The organism is Streptomyces sp. NPDC001843, from assembly GCF_042891955.1.
GTDB lineage: Bacteria > Actinomycetota > Actinomycetes > Streptomycetales > Streptomycetaceae > Streptomyces.
On sequence record NZ_JBIATQ010000002.1, the window covers coordinates 125,499 to 144,538 of the forward strand.

Below are 19,040 nucleotides of genomic sequence, written 5' to 3' on the forward strand. Positions count from 1 at the left end.
CATCCGTGCAGGCTTGCGCACGGCTTGTCGGCGACTCCTTCACATCCGTCACGGCATCGGTGCGAGGAGGTGCCCGCACCGCTTCGACGAAATCGGGCACTCCGCGCCAATGGCATGACCAGGGGCGTGCGCCTGTGCAGAATCCCCGTACGCCGTGACCCGGTTGGGTAGTCGGTGTGCAGATTCCCTGAAGCCAGGATTCCGCTCGATGTTCGCGACAGAACGTGAATGAGCGGTCGCTGATCGTGTGTGTTCGTCGCCCGTCGGAAGAACGTCGACCGTGGGCCCGCCGTCATCGGTGCGAAGGTGTCGCGCGCCGTCGGCGCCGCGAACGCCGTCACCCTGTCGGCCGCCGCAGTCAGCGCCTGCCCCGACAGGGCGTCACCCTCCCCGTCGGCCGCTCTGATCAGGGCGGACACGGTTGGCGCGGTCCTCGGCGCCCCGCTGAACCGTCAGTCTGAATTCCAGGACCAAGGGTGCGAAGCCGGTGGAGAGGATCTTGTCGGCTTCGGCGGTGGTCATCGCCATATGGGGGGGGGTGGCTCACCGGCCGTGCGGCGACCCGCGGAACTCAACCCGACCGGGCCGATTCACCGTCGAGCAAAGGTTTTTGGCAAACGCAATTGAACGCACCGCCCACCCCCTGCGTATCAACAGCCAACCAGGCGCCCAGGATCCACTGCCCCAGAGCGGCAGCCCCCCCGTTCCCAGGAGGTCGAGTAGTTTGAGTCACAAGCGAATGCCGAAGCGCAAGGCCGCGATAGCGGTGGGTGGCGTTGCGGCACTCGGAGCGGCGGCCTTCCTGCTGCCGAACGCCAACGCGTCCCAGGACGGCGCCTCGGGTGACACCTCCGCCGCCGCCCCCAAGGTTCTGAAGGCGTCCGACGCCTCGGATCTCGCTTCGCAGTTGCAGAAGATTCTCGGTGACGCCCTCGCCGGCTCCTACTACGACAGCAACGCCAAGCAGCTCGTCGTCAACGTGGTCAGCGGCGACAACAACGTGATCGTCCAGGCGAAGAAGGCGGGCGCGGTCGTCCGCCAGGTCAAGAACAGCACGGCCGACCTGCAGGCCGCCGCGAAGACCCTGAAGGCCAAGGCGACCGTTCCCGGCACCGCCTGGGCGGTCGACCCCAAGACGAACAAGGTCGTGGTCACCGCCGACAGCACGGTCACAGGTGCGAAGTGGGACCGGGTGGAGTCCACCGTCAAGAGCCTCGGCTCCGACATGGCGACGCTCAAGAAGTCCTCCGGCAAGTTCAAGACGTTCGTCTCCGGCGGCGACGCCATCTTCTCCCAGGTGCAGAACGGCACCGTCCGCTGCTCCCTCGGCTTCAACGTCACCGCCAAGGACGGCAGCCCCGCCTTCCTGACGGCCGGTCACTGCGGTGTCGCGGCCAAGGACTGGTCCGACTCCGAGACCGGCCAGCCCATCGCCACAGTCGACCAGGCGACGTTCCCCGGCGACGGCGACTTCTCACTCGTGAAGTACAACGACGCCAACACCCAGGCGCCGAGCGAGGTCAACGCGGGCAACGGCCAGACCGTTCCGATCACCCAGGCCGTGGACGCCACGGTCGGCGAGACCGTGTTCCGGATGGGCTCCACCACCGGTCTGCACAACGGCCAGGTGACCGGCCTCGACGCCACCGTCAACTTCCAGAGCGAGACCGACCCGAACGGTGTCGACACCGTCAACGGGCTGATTCAGACGAACGTCTGCGCCGAGGCCGGTGACAGCGGCGGCTCGCTGTTCACCCAGGACGGCGGCGCGGTCGGCCTCACCTCCGGCGGCAGCGGTGACTGCACCGCCGGCGGCGAGACCTTCTTCCAGCCGGTCACCGCCGCCCTCCAGGCCACCGGCGCCACCCTCGGCGACTCCGGTGCCGGCGCGGGTGCCGGTGCCGGTGCCGGTGACCAGGCGGGCGGCGGCGAGCAGGCCGGCGGCGACCAGGTGGGCGGCAGCGCCGACCCGTCCGCGTCGGCGGGTGACCAGGCCGGTGCGGGTGACCAGTCGGGCGCCGGTGACCAGTCCGGTGCCACCGCCGACCCGTCCGCGACGGCCGGTGACCAGAGCGGCGCCGGCCAGTCCGGCGCGGGCGACGCCTCCGGCACCGGTGAGCAGGCCGGCAACAACGGCCAGGCCGGCAACGGCGACCAGGCCGGCAACAGCGGCGAGTAACGGCGACGGCTCGTCCCTCACCGAGACCCACTGCTCGGCCTCACCAAGCGGTTCCGGCCGACGGTGGACGGCCCGGCCCTCCGGCGGGAGGGCCGGGCCGCGTCGTCGTTTCGGCCATGGCCGACTCGTCCTGCGGCCGCGGCCGCAGTCGCGTCAGTCCTCCCGGCACGCCCGCAGCAGCAGTACCGCCACGTCGTCGACCGGCTCCCGGGCCGCCGCGGCGTGCCGGACCAGTTGGTCCGCCAGCCGGTTCAGGGGCGGTTCCCCGGCCCCGGCCAGCAACTCGCCCAGGTCCGCGAGGGAGTCCTCGATGTCCACCCCCGGCGACTCCACCAGGCCGTCGGTGTAGAGGACGAGGACCGAGCCGGGGGCCAGGGAGACCTGCGTCGTCGGATACGTCGCCGACGCGTCGATGCCCAGCAGCGGACCGCCGGCCAGATCCAGCACGCGCACCCGCCCGTCCGGGCGCCTCAGCAGCGGAGGCGGATGCCCCGCGCGGGACATGACGGCCCGTCCGTGCGCCGGATCGAGGCGGAGGTACAGACAGCTCGCGAACAGGTCGGCGCCGAGGTCGATGAGCAGCCGGTTGGTGCTGCGCATGACCTCCTGCGGCGGCTGTCCCACCGTCGTGTAGGCGCGCACCCCGGTCCGGATCTGCCCCATCAGCCCGGCCGCGGTCACGTTGTGCCCCTGGACGTCCCCGATCACCGCCGCCGGCAGCGGACGCGCGGGCACGAGGTCGTAGAAGTCGCCGCCGATCTCCATGCCGTGGGTGGCGGGCACGTAGCAGGCGGCGGCTTCCAGGCCCGGCAGCGTGGCCAGCGAGTGCGGCAGAAGAGCCTCCTGCAGGCCGTGCGCCAGCCGGTGTTTGGTGTCGTACAGCTGTGCCCGCTCCAGTGCCTGCGCGATCAGGCCGCCCAGGCTCGTCAGGACGGCCCGCTCCTCCGCGGGGAAGACATGGGGTTCGGTATAGGCCAGCACACAGGTGCCCACCGGCCGCCCCGACGCGATCAGCGGCAGATACGCCCAGGCCGCGAAGGTGTCCGGGGCCTGACGCAGGTTCGGGTACACCCGCAGCAGCTGCTCCGGCGAGTCGAAGAACCCGGGCACGCCGCTGCTCAGGGCCTGTGTGACCGGGGTGCGCTCGCTCAGCGGCAGTCCGTCGAACCGCCCGACGACCCGCGGGTCCGGGTAGCCGCGGTGTCCCAGCACGTACAGCCGGCCGCCCTGCGAGCCGAGGAGCACCAGGGCCGTGCTGCCCACGGCAGGGGCGATCTCGTCCGCGACCAGCTGGACGACGTCCTGCACTCCCGCCGCCTCGGTCAGCGCGCCGGCCAGGCTCAGCACCGTGGAGATGGTCACCAGCCGGGACGGGCCCGCGTCGCCGGGCCGCGGCGTGTCCCGTGCCAGCTCCGCCACCGACCGGGCCCGGCCGATGCGCACGCTCAGCCCGTTCGTGCTCGGGTACAGCCGGAAGGACAGCCAGGTGCCGGGCGGGCGCAGCGCAACGAACGAGGTGATGTGCTGGCTGATCAGCGCGGCCCGGTAGCGGTCCTCGTACACCGGGTCGTTCAGCCAGGGCACCGAGGCCCACGGCTGGATGCCGAGCAGGTCGGCGACCGCCCTGCCGAGCAGCTCGCCGGCCGCCTCGTTGGCGAAGACGATCCTGCCGTGCAGGTCGAGCGAGACCAGCCCGTACGGCAGCCGCTCCACCATGCGTGCGGCCTCCGCCGTGCCCAGCATGCCGGCCGCTCCCGGCAGCGGCGGCGCCGCCAGCAGATCGGGCTCGTGGTGCGGCGGCGGGCGGTTGTACTGCGCGGTCCGCTCCAGGCGCTTCGCCAGCCGGTCACAGGCCGCCGTCAGGTGCTCCCGCTCCCAGTCGGAGAGCAGCGGCGGGTGGGAACCGGGCCAGGTCACGAAGACCGCGCCGTACGCGGCGTTGTCGGTGGCCACGGGCAGTGCGGCCAGGGCGAAGGGGTAGGGCAGCACCACCGCGATGCGCGGATAGCGGCGCGCCATGTCCTCCTCGCCGCCCACCCACACCAGCCGCCGCTCACGCACCGCCTGGGCGACCGGGATCGGCGCGCTCAGGCCCACCCGCTCCCAGGGCGCCGCGAACGCCCGGGGCAGTCCCGCCATCACCGCCATCTGCAGCACCGACTGGTCCGGGGCCAGCAGGTACACCGCCCCCGAGTGCGCGTGCACCTCGTCCATCATCGAGGCCAGCGCCACCGACAGCACGGGAGGTCCGGCCTGCTGCCTGGCGGAGGCGGGCGTCGGCCCGGACGTCTGCCCGTCGGACACGCCGACCACCTCCTCGCACGGCCGCGCGTCGCATCCCCGGGTCAAGACTCCCTCCTCGCGGCGCCCGGCGCACGGCGAGTGGCCCCCCATACCCCCTTTGCTCCCTCCCATGCCCCCACAGCCGATGCGCGGGGCCGGGTACAGGCGCCGTGAGTGCGCCCCCGCGCACCCCGATGGCCGGTTCTTCGCGCCCACGAACCGTCACCGCCGCAAAGAATGGGGCACGCGCTCAACACCTGGATGTCCGGCGAGCCGAAGGGGCGGTAGTGATCCGAGTACTTCTGGTCCACGACGTGTGTCTGGTGCGGTCCGTGCTGGCGGAGTGGTTGAGCCGCGAACCCGACATGCGGGTGGACGGCACGCCGTGGCGGGGCGCATCCGCGCTGGTGCGGTCACTGCGGCCGGACGTGTGCGCGGCGGACCTGGAAACAGCGGGCGGCTACGGCATTCCGCCGCTGGGCGAGCTGTGCCCGCCGGGTGCCGCCGCCAAGCCCCCGCGGCTCCTCGTGCTCGCCGGGGCGAACCGTCCCGGGCTGCTGAGACAGGCGGTCGAGGCCGGAGCGCTCGGCTACGTGGACAAGGAGGGATCCCCCGAGAACCTCATACGCGCGATCCGGCACGTCGCCGAGGGGAAACGTTTCGTCGACGACTCGCTCGGCTTCGGTTTCCTCAAGGCCGCGCAGATGCCGCTGACGCGCCGCGAGCTGAGTGTGCTGTCCCTGGCGGCCGGCGGAGCGTCCATCGCCGAGATCGCCGGAAGCCTGCACCTCTCGCACGGAACGGTGCGCAACTACATGGCGGCGATCACCCGCAAGACCGGGGCCCGCAACCGCGTCGACGCGATCCGCATCTCACAGGGGGAGGGCTGGCTGTGACGGTCCGCCGGCCGGGGCGGGGGTCCAGCCGCCGACGAGGTCGCGGTACAGCGGGGAGGTGCCGAGCAGTTCGTCGTGGGTGCCGTACGCGGTGCGGCTGCCGTCCAGCACCAGGATCCGGTCCGCGCGGCGTGCCGAGCTGATGCGGTGGGCGACCACCACCAGGGTGCCGCCCGGACGCTCGGCGAAGGCCCGCTCGGCGCGTGCCTCCGCCTCCGGATCCAGGTGGCAGGTCGCCTCGTCCAGCAGCGCCAGCGGCGCCCGGGACAGATAGGCCCGGGTCAGTGCGATCAGCTGCCGCTCGCCCGCGGACAGCGCCGCCGGCTTGACCTGCGCGTCCGGCCCGCCCAGCGCTTCGAGGACGGAGGTGAGCCCGACGGCCTCGGCGGCGGCCAGCAGCTCCCGCTCCGGCACCGGGTCCGCGCGCAGGCCGCCCAGGTTCTCGGCGAGGGTGCCGGTGTGGACGTACGCCTCCTGCGGGATCAGCACCCGTCGCGCGGCCGCCTCCTCTCCCGGTACGGGGTGCCCGTACACCCGGATCGTCCCGCTGCCGGGCTCCAGCAGGCCCGCGGCCAGCGCGGTCAGTGTCGACTTCCCGATCCCGCTCGGTCCCACCACGGCGAGACGACCGCCGTCCGGCACGCGGAGGTCCAGCCCGTCGAGGACGGGTTCGCTCGCGGGACCGTAGGCGAACGTGACGGAGGTGAGGGTGAGGGCGTCGTCCACCGGGCCGGCCCCCGCGCCCCCGGCCGAGGGACTCCCGGGCGTGAACGGTCGTCCCGCCGGTCGTTTCCGCGCATCCCCCGGAGGGGCCAGGCGCCGCAGGACCACCGTCAGACGGGAGCCGCTGGTGCCGAGGCCGTGCACGAGGTTCTGGAGGGCGGGGAGCAGGGACTGGGTGACGTAGGCCAGGGCACCGACCAGGGCACCCGGGGTGACGCCGTGGGCGAGGAGCCAGGGGGCGGTGGCGAGCAGGAGGACGACCGGCAGCTGTCCGCCGAGGGCGAGGCAGACCACCCGCACGACACCGAAGCGGGCCAGAGAACGGGCGGCCAGCAGCTCGGCATCGGTACGGCGGCGCAGGTCGGCGCCGACCTGCGCCTCGGCCCCTGCCGCCGTCACGTCGCGCAGTCCCGGGCACACCGCGCCCCACTGCCCGGCGAGGGCCTCGTCGGCGACCAGGAAGGCCTCCTGCCGCCGGGCCAGCGGCCGCAGCGTCGCGGCGAACAGACCGACCCCGGCGAGCAGCGGCGGTGCGACGACCAGCAGCAGCCGCGGCGAGAGCGAGAACAGGCCCACGAGAGCACCGGCCGCGGTGAAGAGGAACGAACGTGCGACCATCACCAGGCCCGCGAGGGCGTCCCGCGCGATCTCCACCTGCTGGGTCAGCCCGGACAGCGCCCCGCCGTCCGCCTCCCGCACCCCGCGTGCCACCACCCGCCGCACGAGCCGGTCCCGCACCGGTTCGACCAGCGCGGCGACGGCGCCGTACACCCGGCCGGTCCCGTACGCCCCGGCGACGGCGCCCAGCCCCGCCACCCCGAGCCACAGCAGTCCGGCTCCGGCCCGGCCGGCCAGGAACCCCTGGTCCAGGGCCCGCGCGAGCGCGTACCCGACGAGAAACGTCTGCCCCGCCTCCAGCAGCGACCAGCCGCCCAGCCGTGCCAGCACCCGCCACGGCGGCGGCCCCAGCGCCCGTGACATCACCGCGGCACCTCCTCCCCGACACCGAACACAGCCCGGTACGCCGGGTCCCGCCACAGCCGGGCGTGCGGCCCGACCGCCCGCAGCCGCCCCCCGTCCAGCCATGCCACCGCGTCCGCGCGGGCCGCCGTCGCCGCGCGGTGGGCGACGAGCAGACGGGTGCGGCGGCCGCCGTCGCCCAGCAGTGCCTCGGTGACCTGGTGCTCGGTGACCGTGTCGAGGCTGGAGAGGGCGTCGTCGAGGATCAGCAGCCGCCCGCCGCGGGCGAAGGCGCGGGCGAGCCCGAGGCGCTGGGACTCGCCGCCCGAGCGGGGGGCGGCCGCGCAGGGGGTGGCGTAGCCCTGCGGAAGCCGGCGTACGAACGCGTCGGCGCGGGCCCGGCGGGCGGCGGCGCGGACCCGGTCGGAGCCGGGGGACACCAGCCCCAGGGCGATGGTGTCCTCGATGGTCGTGCCGAGCAGGGCGGGGCGTTCGAAGGCGTAGGCGACCGCGGCCCGCAGGTCCTCGGGGGCCAGATCGGTAAGCCGCATGCCGTCGAGCAGCACCTCACCGGCGTCCGGGTCGGCCAGGCGCCCGGCGAGGGCCGCGAGCAGGGACTTGCCCGCGCCGGACCGGCCGACCACCGCGAGGGTCGTACCACCGGGGACGTCCAGGTCGACGCCGTCGAGCACGGTGCGTCCGCCGCGCCGGACGGTGACGCCGCGCAGCTGAAGACGCCCCGGGCCCGGTGGCAGCCGGCGCGTGCCGGGCACGGGCGCGGGTTCGGCGAGCACCTCGCCCAGCCGGCGCGCCGCGGCCCGGGCCCGCGACAGCGCGGCGACCCGGCCGACCAGCACGCCCACCCCGCCGGCGAGGACGGCGTACCGGGAGGCGGCGAGCACCTCGCCCACGGACAGCCGGTGGCGGGTGAGCAGGAAACCGGCCACGGCGACGACGCCGAGCTGCAGCAGCGGTGCCACGGCCACCGCCTGCGCCGCGGCCCGTCCCTGCACCCGCCACATGTGGTGTCCCGCGCGGGACAGTTCCGGCAGCGGCCGCAGGACGCGCGCCGTCTCCCGGTCCTCGGTGCCCGCCGCGCGGATCGTCCGGGAGCCGCCGACCGCCTCCGCCAGGGCCGCCGCGATCGAGCCCTGCACCCGCTGGTAGTCCGCCAGGCACTCGGAGGTGTCGCGGGCGAAGGCACGCAGCAGCAGCGCGAGGAGCGGCGCACCGGCGAGCAGGACGGCCGCCGTCCGCCAGTCGATGAGGCCGAGCGCCACCACGCCCCCCACGGGCCCGGCGAGCGCGGCCAGCAGTGCGGCGAAGGCGCCGGGCGCCGTCCCGGCCTGAGCGGCCCCGCCGACCAGCCGGGCGACGAGGTCGCCGGAGGCGAAGCGGTCCGTGGCACGCGGGCCGAGCGCCAGCACGTGCCCGGCCAGCCGCCGCCGCAGCCACGCCGTGGCCCGCGCGTCGACCGTGCCGGACAGCACGCTCTCGCACCCGTCGAGGACGGCGAGCAGCACGACCAGGCCCACGCAGCACCACACCCAGCGGGCCGCCGGGCCGTGCGCCAGCAGCAGGTCGAGGGTCCGGCCCAGTACGGCGGGCAGCAGCAGCCCGACGGCGGTGGCCGCGCTGCTCACCGCGCACAACGCGGCGCCGCGCACCACGTCGTGCCGGCCCGCCCCGCGCAGCAGCGCACGGGCCTCGGCGGTCGCCGGGTCGTCGTCCACGCGGGTCGTCATAGGTCTGCGGCCTCACAGCGAGGAGGAAATCGAGGAGAAAGTCGAGGGGGAAGCGTCATGGGTGAGGCCCCGGGCGGCCCCTCCCGCAGGAGAGAGCCGCCCGGAGCCGCGGGCCCGGTGCTCGTCAGAGACAGAGCAGGACGCTCGTCGCCGAGACGCAGGAGAGCAGGCTCGCCGTGCTCGCGCCGCCGCCGCCCGTGTGCTCGTCGGACTCCATGGTCTGCAGGTCGAGGAGTGCCATCGTGATGTCCTTTCGGTCAGTTGTGCGTCGGTTCCCTTGAACCCCTTGATGGGGACGGGGGTTGTGTCACGACTCCGTCAGTCGCGGAGCCGCGTGGTGGGGGCCGCCGGTGGCGGCGGCAGGAACGGCAGGTGGGCGGTGTGCTCGCCGTCGAGCGCCGCCGCGAGCGCGAGCAGGCACCCGGCCGTTCCGGTGGCGAGGTCCATGGACAGCCGCATCATCTGGTGTCCGGGGAAGGCCAGTTGGCCCTGGTAGGCCATGGCGAACCAGCCGAGCCCGGTGATCTGGTCGGCCAGCCGCGACGGCGTCGCGCCGGGCGCGGTGGTGCGGCCCAGGTGCAGGATCATTCCGGCGCGGCCCTGGAACAGTCCGGGCTGCGCGTAGAAGCGGGAGGTGGCGGCGGCGAGGATGCCGGCCCGGGCCTCCTCGAACTCCCCGGTGTCGCCGGTGGCGTGCGCCAGGAAGTCGTCGAGGACCAGCCCGATGCCCGCGCTGCCGTCACCGAGGTAGGGCAGAGTCCGCCAGCCCTCGTCCACCTCCAGCCCGCCGGTCTTGACCTGCAGCACGCAGCGCGCCAGGTCACGGCGTAGCGCCTCGGCGGCGGCCGCCAGCAGCCGGGGCTCGCCGGTCGCCTCGTACCGGCGCAGCAGGAACAGCGCCGGACCGGTGGCACCCCGCAGCAGCCCGGCCCGTCGCTTGGCGCCGTCCGGGACCGGTTCGGCGAGGCGGTCGACGAGGAGGTCCGCGGCCTCGGCGGCGCGCTCGGCGAGTTCCCGCTCGCCGGTCGTGCGCGCCAGGCCGTCCAGGACCAGGCCGAGGCCGGCCAGCCCGCCGTGCAGGTCGGAGGAGAGATGCTGCCATCTCTCCCGGAGGATCCCGTCGACCAGGTCCAGGGCGCGCTGCCGGTGTCCCAGCCGGTCGAGGACGTGGGCGACGCCCGCGAGGCCGTCGTACAGGCCGAGCGGTGTGCCGGCCGGCGGTGGTGCGGTGCGGGCCAGCAGCCAGCGCTCGCCCTCCTCGTAGCGGCCCGCGTCGGCCTCGGCCAGCGCGTACAGCACGCCGGCCGCGCCGTGCGCGAGGCCGAGCCCGCCGCCGTCGTTGAACTGTGCGATGTCACCGGGGAACAGCCGGTCCTCGCGCTCCGGGGTGGCCGAGGCGAGGATCGCCTTGACCATCGAGTCCCGGCTGTAGGGCCAGTCGCCCGGCACCACCGGCCGGATCGGTTCCACCGCGCGGGCCGGCCCGGCCGGATCACGGCTGATCTCCGCCACCGCCTCGTCCAGGAAGGCCCGCGGCACGTGAGGGAACTGCTCGGCGACGACCCGGGCCAGATGCGCGGCCTTGCCGCGGTCGACCACGAACAGCGTGGTCACCGGCAGGAACAGGGCCAGCCGTAAGCAGGCCAGCGCGTAGCGGTCGACGTCCTTGCCCCGGCGGTCGGGCGGCGCGAAGAAGCCGGGGTGGGCGACGATCTGGCGGCCCATCTCCTCGACCGGGGCCGCGGCCTCGAAGTCGATCAGGAACACCGACTCCTCGTCGGGCGCCACCATGATGTTGAAGACGTGCAGGTCGTTGAAGACCAGCCCGCGGTCGTGCACCGCCTCGACGGCCTCCTCGACCGCCCGGTGGATGCGCAACGCCCACGCCGTGTAGTCGGCGATCGCCCGTGGATCGGGGTCGGGGGTCAGCAGCGGGTGCCGTTCGGCGAAGAAGGAGTTGAGTGGACGGCCCTCGAGGAAGTCCATCACCAGGAAACGGTGGTCGCCCAGGGTGAACCAGTCCCGCACCTCGGGTGTGACACCGGTCCCCGCGACCCGTTCCAGGGCGGCCTTCTCCCGCTCCAACCGTGCCACCGCGTCCGCGCCGTCGGCGGCGAGACCCGCGCGCGGCCTCCCCTCCTTGAGCACCACTCGGCGCCCGTCACGGGTGTCGGTGCCCGCGTACACCCCGCCGCCGTTGGAGAAGTGCAGCGCCTTCTCGATCCGGTACGGCAGTTCGCCGACCGTCGTGGTGTTGCGGGCCGCCAGATGCGGCTCGAGGAAGGACGGCAGCGTCACCCACCCGGGCACCTGGAAGGACGGTGCCCGGCTGTCCGGCACCAGCCTGCCCTCGCCGTCGCGCACCGCCGGGACCAGCGAGCCCCGCTCGTCGACGACGAAGGCCCGCGCGAAAGCACCGTAGCGGACGTACAGCGGACCGTCGTGCCAGCGCAGGTCGGTCAGGATGTACGGTCCCTCGCAGCCCTCGAGCAGTTCCCCCAGCTCGCGCAGTACCCGGTGCAACTGCTCCTCGCCGTCCGGGTACACGGTGACGAACTTGCCGCTGGTGTCACGGCCCGCGTACTTGGCGTTGCGCAGGTGCAGCAGGTGCGGGGCCGGCACGAACTTGAACGGGATGCGGCGCGGCACGCAGTAGTCCCACACGGTCGCCGCGATCCGCTCCGCGTCGTCCCGGGTCGCCGAGGCGTGGATCTTCCAGCCCTGCGCGGGCGACGGCACCGGCGTGCCGTCCGCGTCGAGCGGCGTCAGCATCAGCCAGTCACCCGTCCGCCCCGCGTGCCAGCCCTCCGGCACCTCGCGCCGCGCCGTGTCGTACAGCGGCGCCGTGTCCGGACCGGCCGCGGACAGCCGGTCGGGCGTGTCGTAGAAGTGCCGGTCGGCGAGCGCGTACACCTCGTACCGCTTGTCCATGCCCTGCCCTGCCTTCCCCTCCTTGGCCCGCAACGACCTTCCCAGGCCCGAGGGGGACGCGGACAGTCACGGCTGTCACGACATCGCCGTGCGGAACGCACGGGTAAAGACATGTTCGGCCCGTTTCGAGCGAGCCCTGCCGTGGGCTTCCCGGACCGGCACAGGGGCTGCGCGGGAACCCCATAAGCGCTGTAATGGCGAACGTGGTCAGTGAGGGCGCTGCGGTGAACAGAACGAGAACGGAGCGTGTCGAACTTGCCCTCGAAGCGGTCACCGCCGACCTCGGCTCGCCCGACCGGCTGCGCCGCGTCCTCGAACACGCCCTCGTCTTCGCCGGCGCCGCGTTCGCCGGGGTGTACGCGCCGGCCGCGAACGGCGTCTCGTTGTTCCTCGTCGAGTCGGCGGGCCTGCCGCGCACGCTGTACGGGCTGCGCGACAGCTATCCCACCGCCGGCCGGTCCCCGGCGGCCGAGGCCCACCGCGGCGGGCGGCCCGTGTGGCTGGGCCCCGAGGCGATCGCCGGCGCCCCGGAGGGCCGGCGCAGCCCCTCCACGGACTTCTCCCTTGCCTGCCTGCCGGTGCCCATGGACGGCGGCGGCTGTCTGCTCGCCGTCACCGAGAGCCCCGGGGGGTTCGGCACCGAGGACCGCGCCTGCCTCGAACTCATCGCGCGCGCCGCCGCATGGCCCGCCCCGGTGGGCGCCGCCGACACCGGTGAACTGCCCGCCGACGCCTTCAGCCTGGCCATGGACACCGGCCGCATCGAGGTCGGCGAGGGGATCCTGGAGCTGTTCGGAATCACCAGGGAACAGTTCGACGGCAAGGTGGAGACCCTGCTCGGCCGGACGGTGCCGGAGGACCTGCCCGCACTGATGTCGGTCGTCGAGGCCGGCCACATGTCCATCGGCGACCGCGAGCTGGAGTTCCGCATCCTGCAGCCGTCCGGCCCGCCGAAGTGGCTGAGGCTGCGCGGGCGGCTGCTCCCGGGCGGCGAGGGCCTGCCCGCACGCCTGGTCGGCACCGTCGCCGACGCCTCCACGCTGCGGTCCGCCGTCACCGACGTGGCCCGGGTCCAGCGCCTGGCCGCCGCGCTCGCCACCGCAGGCACCGTAAAGGACGTCAGCCAGGCCGTGGTCGCCGCCCTGCGCAGACCGCTGCAGGCCGACCGGATCGCGCTGGCCGAGCTGGAGAACGACCGTCTGGTGGTCACCGTGCTCGACCCGCCCGAACCGGAGGTCTGGCCCGAGCTGTGGCGTTCGGAATGGCGCACCGAGTGGCCGGACGCGCCGGTACGGGCGATGCCCACCCTGGCCGCCGCCCTGCGCGATGGCCGCACCCGGATCTGGTCCGCCGGGGCCGAGCTGGAGCCCGCCCTCGCCGAGGTCGGCCCCGGCGGCCTCGCCGTGCTGCCGCTGCCCGCCTCAGGCCGTATGGCGGGGGCCTGCCTGATCGGCTGGGACCACCCGCACGACTTCGGCCCCGACGAGCGTGCCCTGCTCACCGCCGCGGCGACCCTGGCCGGCCAGGCGCTGATGCGCGCCCACGCCTTCGACGCCGAACACGAACTCGTCGGCATGCTGCAGCGCGCCCTGCTGCCGCGCCGCCTGCCCAGGCTGACCGGCGGGGTCGCCGTCGCCCGCTACCTGCCCACCACAGCCGGTCTCGAGCTCGGCGGCGACTGGTACGACGTGATCCCGCTGCCCGACAACCACGTGGCCCTGGTCATCGGCGACGTGCAGGGCCACAACGCGGGCGCCGCGGCCCTGATGGGCCAGATGCGCACCGCCCTGCGCGCCTACGCGGCCGAGGGGCACCCGCCGGACGTGGTCGTCTCCCACGCCAACCGCCTGCTGCTGGAGATGGAGACCGATCTCTTCGCCACCTGCGTCTACGTCGACGTGGACATGGAGGAGGGCACCGCCTGGTGCGTGCGGGCCGGGCACCTGCCGCCGGTGCTGCGCCATCCGGACGGCACGACCACCGTCGTGGAGACGGAGGGGGGCCCGCCGCTCGGGGTGGCCGCCCAGGCGGAGTTCCCCATGACCCCGCTCCGGCTGCAGCGCGGCACCGTGCTGGCGCTCACCACCGACGGCCTGGTGGAGTCCTCCGAGGAGGATCTCGACGCCGGGCTGGACCGGCTCGCCCACGACCTGTCCGCGTCCGACCCCGCCCACCTCGGGCTCGTCGCCGACACACTGCTCGCGGGCGCCCACCGCGGCGACGACGTCGCACTGCTACTGCTGCGTTACGACGGCCTGGCGGTGCTCCCGCTCAGGGAGGGGTGGACGGTGTGGCGGGTCCCGGAGGCCGTCCGGCACGCCCGCCGCTTCACCCGGCGCACCCTGCGCGGCTGGGACCTGCCCGCCGACGACATCGACGCCGTGCTGCTGGTCGTCTCCGAGCTCGTCACCAACGCCCTGGTGCACACCGGCGGCCAGGTACGCCTGGACCTCACCTTCGTCAGTCGGCGGCTGCGCGTCGCCGTCACGGACGCCTCGCCGCGCACACCGGTCAAGCCCACCAGCATCGGCTGGGAGGCCACCGGAGGCCGCGGCATCCTGCTCGTGGACGCCGTGTCGGCGGCATGGGGGACGCTGCCGGTCAGCGGCGGCAAGCAGGTCTGGGCCGATCTCCCGCTCGACGGCTGACCGGTCACGGCACCCCGGCCGACCCGCCACACGGGTGCGGGTGCGAGCCGCGTACGGCAGGTCGCCCGGGTCCGCACGGCCGCCTTGCCTAGGTTTTCCGACGTGGCACACACCTTCGATGAGCTCGTGGAGAAGCAGCGCGCGGCCGCGGCGGCGCACGCGAGGGCGATGGCACTGCGTGACGCGTACGGCCCCCCGGCCCAGGGGCAGTGGACCGGCGCCCAGTCGTCGACCTACGAGACGGCGCTGCGGGCCTGGCGCGACCTGGCCCGCGAGGTCCAGACGGCGCTCGGCGAGTACGCGAAGGAGACGGGAAGGGCGCGGGCCGAGATCGAGGCGGAGGTGCAGCGGGCGGCCGAGGAACCGGAAGAGACGTGACGGCACCCGTGCCGTCCGAGCCCGACCGCAGGTCCCGTGGTGAACGGCTCGCCGACGCCGCGGACGCCCGCCTGCCGGTCCTCGAGGCCGGGTCGCTGCTGCGCAAGGCGTTCCCCGAGCACTGGTCCTTCCTCCTCGGCGAGCTGGCGCTCTACAGCCTCCTCGTACTGGTGCTGACCGGGATCTGGCTGACCCTGTTCTTCAGGCCGGAGATGCGCGAGGTCGTCTACACCGGCTCGTACCCGCCCCTGCGAGGGGTGCTGATGTCGGAGGCCTTCGACTCCACCCTGCGCATCAGCTTCGACGTGCGCGGCGGCCTGCTGATCCGGCAGACCCACCACTGGGCCGCGCTGGTGTTCGTCGCCGCGATCGGCCTGCACATGCTGCGCATCTTCTTCACCGGCGCCTTCCGCAGACCCCGCGAGCTGAACTGGGTCATCGGGCTCACCCTGTTCGTGCTCTCCCTCGCCGAGGGCTTCGCCGGCTACTCGCTCCCCGACGACCTGCTCTCCGGCACCGGGCTGCGCATCGCGCAGAGCATCATGGCCTCCCTGCCGGTGGTGGGCACCTACGTCAGCTTCTTCGTCTTCGGCGGCGAGTATCCCGGCCACGACATCATCACCCGGCTGTACCCGGTGCACATCCTGCTGCTGCCCGGCGCGCTGATCGCCCTGGTCACCGTCCATCTGGTCCTGGTCTTCCACCTCAAGCACACCCAGTGGCGCGGACCGGGCCGGAGCAACGCCAACGTCCTCGGCAAACCCCTCGTACCGCAGTTCACCGCCTCCTCCGCAGGCCTGTCCCTCGTCGTCTCCGGCGTCCTGGTGCTGCTGGCCGGCCTCGCCCAGGTCAACCCCGTGTGGAACTACGGCCCCTACCGGCCGGACCTGGTCTCCACCGGCTCCCAGCCCGACTGGTACGTCGGCTTCCTGGAGGGCTCCCTGCGGCTGACACCGCCGTGGGAGACGAACATCGCCGGGCACACCTTCATGTGGAACGTGCTGCTGCCCGCGGTCGTGCTGCCCGCCCTGCTGTTCCTCGTGCTGTACGCCTACCCCTTCGTGGAGCAGCGCGTGACGGGGGAGTGGCACCAGGAGCGGCACCTGTGCGACCGGCCACGTGAGCGCCCCGTACGCACCGGCCTGGGCGTCGCCGGGACCGTCTTCTACGGCGTGCTGCTGCTGGCGGGCGGCAACGACATCGTCGCCCAGACCTTCCGGATCTCGCTGAACACCCTGACCTGGGTGCTGCGCGTCGCGCTGGTGGTGGCCCCGGTGGCCGCGTTCCTCCTGACCCGATGGGTGTGCCTGGCCCTGGTGGAGGCCGAGCGGCACCGCCTGGACGAGGGCGAGCCCACCGGCGAGGTGCACCAGGACGTCACCGGCGGCTACGACAGCGCCCACCACCCCGTCGACACCTTCCCGCCGGGCGCCCCCCGGCGGCCCCTCACCGATCCGCGTACTGGAAGACCATCCCGAACACCCCGCGCGCCAGCACGCCGCAACCGATGAGGAACAGCCACAGCCCGAACACCACGCCGGTGGCCGCCAGGGCGAAGCCCAGTGCCGTGACCACCGGCCAGGGGCTCTCGTCCGGGAAGAACGCCACCGGCCCGGCGCCGTCGGCGACCTCGGCGTCCCTGCGGTCCTGGGCCCGCACCCCGCGGCGCCGGTACTGCACCGCACAGAAGAACGCGACCACGCCCCCCATCCCGAAGGCGATGACCAGGGCCGCGGTACCGGCCGGTTCGCCCGACCACGCCCCGTAGAGCGCGGCGGTCCCCGCGAAGAACAGCGCGACACCGCCGAACAGGAACGCCTCGGCCTTCATCGCAGCCCCTCCTCCTCCGCACGCCTGACGATCGCGGGATGGTGCAGGTCGAAGGCGGGAGCCTCCGAGCGGATACGGGGCAGGGCCACGAAGTTGTGCCGCGGCGGCGGGCAGGACGTCGCCCACTCCAGACCCCGCCCGTACCCCCAGGGGTCGTCCTCCGTGACGGCCGGAGCCCGGGTGGCGGTGCGCCAGACGTTGTAGAGGAACGGCAGCGTGGACACGCCGAGCAGGAAGGCCCCGGCCGTCGAGATGCTGTTGAGCAGCGTGAACCCGTCGCTGGGCAGGTAGTCCGCGTAGCGGCGCGGCATGCCGGACTCGCCCAGCCAGTGCTGGACGAGAAACGTCAGCTGGAACCCCGGGAAGAGCAGCCAGAAGTGGATCTTCCCGAGCCGTTCGTCGAGCATCTTGCCCGTGATCTTGGGCCACCAGAAGTAGAAGCCCGCGAACATCGCGAACACCACCGTGCCGAACAGTACGTAGTGCAGGTGCGCCACGATGAAGTACGAGTCGGTGAGGTGGAAGTCCAGCGGCGGCGAGGCGATCAGCACCCCGCTGAGCCCGCCGAGCAGGAACGACACCATGAAGCCCATCGACCACAGCATCGGTGTCTCGAACGACAGCGAGCCGTACCGGATGGTCCCGATCCAGGCGAAGAACTTGATCCCCGTGGGCACCGCGATCAGGAAGGACATGATCGAGAAGAACGGCAGCAGCACCGCGCCGGTGGCGAACATGTGGTGCGCCCACACCACCGCGGACAGCATGGTGATCCCGATGGTCGCGCCGATCAGCGGCAGGTAGCCGAAGAGCGGTTTGCGGGAGAAGACCGGCAGGATCTCCGTGACGATCCCGAAGAACGGCAACGCGACGATGTAGACCTCCGGATGCCCGAAGAACCAGAACAGGTGCTGCCACAGCAGCGCGCCACCGTTCGCCGCGTCGAACACATGCGCCCCGAACTTGCGGTCGGCCTCCAGGGCCAGCAGCGTCGCGGTCAGCACCGGGAAGGCGGGCAGCACCAGGATCGAGGTGAACAGCACGTTCCAGGTGAAGATCGGCATCCGGAACATCGTCATACCGGGGGCGCGCAGACAGGTGATCGTGGCGATGAAGTTCACCGCGGTCAGGGTCGTCGACACACCCGACACCACCAGCCCCATCGCCCACAGGTCGCCGCCCGCCCCGGGGGAGAAGTACGCGCTGTTCAGTGGCGCGTAGGCGAACCAGCCGAAGGCGGCCGGGCCGCCGGGCACCAGGAAGCCCGCCACCACGATCAGGCCGCCGAACAGGTACATCCAGTACGACAGCGCGTTCAGGCGCGGGAAGGCCAGGTCCGGGGCGCCGATCTGCAGCGGCATGACGGCGTTGGCGAACCCCGCGAACATCGGCGTCGCGAACAGCAGCATCATGATCGTGCCGTGGATCGTGACGAACTGGTCGTAGCCCTGCTTGCTCAGGAACTGCAGGCCCGGACGGGCGAGCTCGGCGCGCATCGCGAGCGCCAGCAGTCCGGCCAGGAGGAAGAAGCAGAACGCCGTGACCATGTACAGCCGGCCGATGACCTTGTGGTCGGTGGTGGTGGCCCAGCGCACCAGTGCCCGGCCGGGGCGGGGTGCTGTGCGGGTGTACCGCTCGAGGACGTCGCCGCCGTCCGGAATCTCCGATAGTTCCGACATCGTCCACGAAGCTACCCGGGCGGGGGAGCGGCCCGCCCGCGCCACGCCGTAACCATCGAGGCCAGGCATTCGCCGCGCGTGCACGGGTACCCGGCGTTCATGGACACTGCCATCAGCGAGGCCGCAGGAGCCGGCTCCGCCTTCGGGTACATCGCCATCCTGGTCGTGGGCGTCGCCCTCGTCGCCGGGCTGATCTGGGCCTTCCGCCTGGGCTTCAAGGTGCGCCGGCGCGAGCCGGCCCCGCCCCGGCCGGAAGAACAGCCCACGCGCCCGGTGTCCGGGCCGGTCCAGGAGGAGCGCCAGGCACGCTCGTGGGACGACGTGCCCCAGGCGGCCGACGAGAGCGAGCGGCTCACCCCGCACCAGCTCAACCCCACCGGGACCAAGCGGGCCGACGATCAGCGGCGCCCGCGCTGGGAGCCCGGTTCGAGCGGGTCGTTCGGCGGTGGTGGCGGCGGCCGCACGTGAAAAGGCGGCAAGAAGCCGGTAAGAGGCGGTCCGGTAAGAGACAGCAAGGAAGAAGTGAGAAGTCGTGACCGTGCACAGCAGTGAGAAGCCCGTCGCCGGCATAGCCGAGACGGGCTGGGCGAAGGCCCGCCGACGGTGGGGAAAAGGGCTGCGTACCTGCCTGCCGGCCATCGTCGAGCGCGGCGGCCCACGGGAGGCGCCCCAGGGCCAGGACGGCAACATCGTCCGCGGGGAGGACTGACCCCGGCGGAGAACGGGAGGACCGACCCCGGCCGAAATCAGTAGACCGGTCCACTCCGGTCTCACCGAAGCCGCACACC

At 73.3% G+C, this 19,040-nt stretch carries 14 protein-coding genes; 7 read left to right on the top strand and 7 right to left on the bottom strand.

Features of this window, described 5'->3' with window-relative positions; genetic code table 11:
- Nucleotides 1-739: 739 nt before the first annotated feature.
- Entirely contained in the window at nucleotides 740-2,179 is a 1,440-nt protein-coding gene (locus tag ACFYZQ_RS06080) for a S1 family peptidase (protein ID WP_389143193.1), read from the top strand.
- A 153-nt stretch (nucleotides 2,180-2,332) separates the two neighbouring features.
- Here the strand turns inward: ACFYZQ_RS06080 and ACFYZQ_RS06085 are convergent, their stop codons facing one another.
- Nucleotides 2,333-4,492 carry a SpoIIE family protein phosphatase gene (locus ACFYZQ_RS06085; RefSeq protein ID WP_389143195.1) on the bottom strand — a complete coding sequence of 720 codons (2,160 nt, stop codon included), beginning with the start codon at nucleotides 4,490-4,492 and terminating at the stop codon, nucleotides 2,333-2,335.
- Between the two features lie 257 nt (nucleotides 4,493-4,749).
- Between ACFYZQ_RS06085 and ACFYZQ_RS06090 the strand changes: the two genes are divergently transcribed.
- A complete protein-coding gene (locus tag ACFYZQ_RS06090) occupies nucleotides 4,750-5,358 on the top strand; it encodes a LuxR C-terminal-related transcriptional regulator (RefSeq protein ID WP_389142153.1) in 609 nt (202 codons plus the stop codon).
- Here the strand turns inward: ACFYZQ_RS06090 and ACFYZQ_RS06095 are convergent.
- The 4 genes from ACFYZQ_RS06095 to lanKC all read right to left on the bottom strand — a co-directional run bounded on the left by ACFYZQ_RS06095 (nucleotide 5,335) and on the right by lanKC (nucleotide 11,717).
- A complete protein-coding gene (locus ACFYZQ_RS06095) occupies nucleotides 5,335-7,062 on the bottom strand; it encodes an ATP-binding cassette domain-containing protein (RefSeq protein ID WP_389142155.1) in 1,728 nt (575 codons plus the stop codon). The genes ACFYZQ_RS06090 and ACFYZQ_RS06095 overlap by 24 nt on opposite strands.
- A complete protein-coding gene (locus ACFYZQ_RS06100) occupies nucleotides 7,062-8,786 on the bottom strand; it encodes an ABC transporter transmembrane domain-containing protein (RefSeq protein ID WP_389142157.1) in 1,725 nt (574 codons plus the stop codon). The genes ACFYZQ_RS06095 and ACFYZQ_RS06100 overlap by 1 nt, the downstream gene beginning before the upstream one ends.
- Before the next feature lie 124 nt (nucleotides 8,787-8,910).
- Nucleotides 8,911-9,027: a SapB/AmfS family lanthipeptide gene (locus ACFYZQ_RS06105; protein ID WP_388793707.1), complete on the bottom strand. Its 117-nt coding sequence runs from the start codon at nucleotides 9,025-9,027 to the stop codon at nucleotides 8,911-8,913.
- Nucleotides 9,028-9,104: 77 nt separating this feature from the next.
- Nucleotides 9,105-11,717: a class III lanthionine synthetase LanKC gene (gene lanKC / locus ACFYZQ_RS06110; protein WP_389142159.1), complete on the bottom strand. Its 2,613-nt coding sequence runs from the start codon at nucleotides 11,715-11,717 to the stop codon at nucleotides 9,105-9,107.
- 194 nt (nucleotides 11,718-11,911) lie between these two features.
- On the opposite strand from lanKC, the gene ACFYZQ_RS06115 reads away from it, so the two are divergent.
- The 3 genes from ACFYZQ_RS06115 (at nucleotide 11,912) to ACFYZQ_RS06125 (ending at nucleotide 16,254) form a co-directional block, all read left to right on the top strand.
- Nucleotides 11,912-14,365, top strand: coding sequence for a SpoIIE family protein phosphatase (locus ACFYZQ_RS06115; protein WP_389142161.1), 2,454 nt, complete (start codon nucleotides 11,912-11,914; stop codon nucleotides 14,363-14,365).
- Between the two features lie 102 nt (nucleotides 14,366-14,467).
- Complete coding sequence (locus ACFYZQ_RS06120) at nucleotides 14,468-14,743, top strand: hypothetical protein (protein WP_389142163.1); 276 nt, start codon at nucleotides 14,468-14,470, stop codon at nucleotides 14,741-14,743.
- Between the two features lie 8 nt (nucleotides 14,744-14,751).
- Complete coding sequence (locus tag ACFYZQ_RS06125; RefSeq protein WP_389143198.1) at nucleotides 14,752-16,254, top strand: cytochrome bc complex cytochrome b subunit; 1,503 nt, start codon at nucleotides 14,752-14,754, stop codon at nucleotides 16,252-16,254.
- On the opposite strand, the gene ACFYZQ_RS06130 is transcribed toward ACFYZQ_RS06125, so the two are convergent.
- Together ACFYZQ_RS06130 and ctaD are read right to left on the bottom strand one after the other, a co-directional pair.
- Complete coding sequence (locus tag ACFYZQ_RS06130; RefSeq protein ID WP_389142165.1) at nucleotides 16,190-16,573, bottom strand: cytochrome c oxidase subunit 4; 384 nt, start codon at nucleotides 16,571-16,573, stop codon at nucleotides 16,190-16,192. The genes ACFYZQ_RS06125 and ACFYZQ_RS06130 overlap by 65 nt on opposite strands.
- On the bottom strand, nucleotides 16,570-18,252 hold the full coding sequence (gene ctaD, locus ACFYZQ_RS06135) for a cytochrome c oxidase subunit I (protein ID WP_389142167.1): 1,683 nt from the start codon (nucleotides 18,250-18,252) through the stop codon (nucleotides 16,570-16,572). The genes ACFYZQ_RS06130 and ctaD overlap by 4 nt, the downstream gene beginning before the upstream one ends.
- 99 nt (nucleotides 18,253-18,351) lie before the next feature.
- Between ctaD and ACFYZQ_RS06140 the strand changes: the two genes are divergently transcribed.
- A complete protein-coding gene (locus ACFYZQ_RS06140; RefSeq protein WP_389142169.1) occupies nucleotides 18,352-18,720 on the top strand; it encodes a DUF6479 family protein in 369 nt (122 codons plus the stop codon).
- 64 nt (nucleotides 18,721-18,784) lie between these two features.
- Complete coding sequence (locus ACFYZQ_RS06145) at nucleotides 18,785-18,961, top strand: hypothetical protein (RefSeq protein ID WP_389142171.1); 177 nt, start codon at nucleotides 18,785-18,787, stop codon at nucleotides 18,959-18,961.
- The last annotated feature ends 79 nt before the right edge of the window (nucleotides 18,962-19,040 follow it).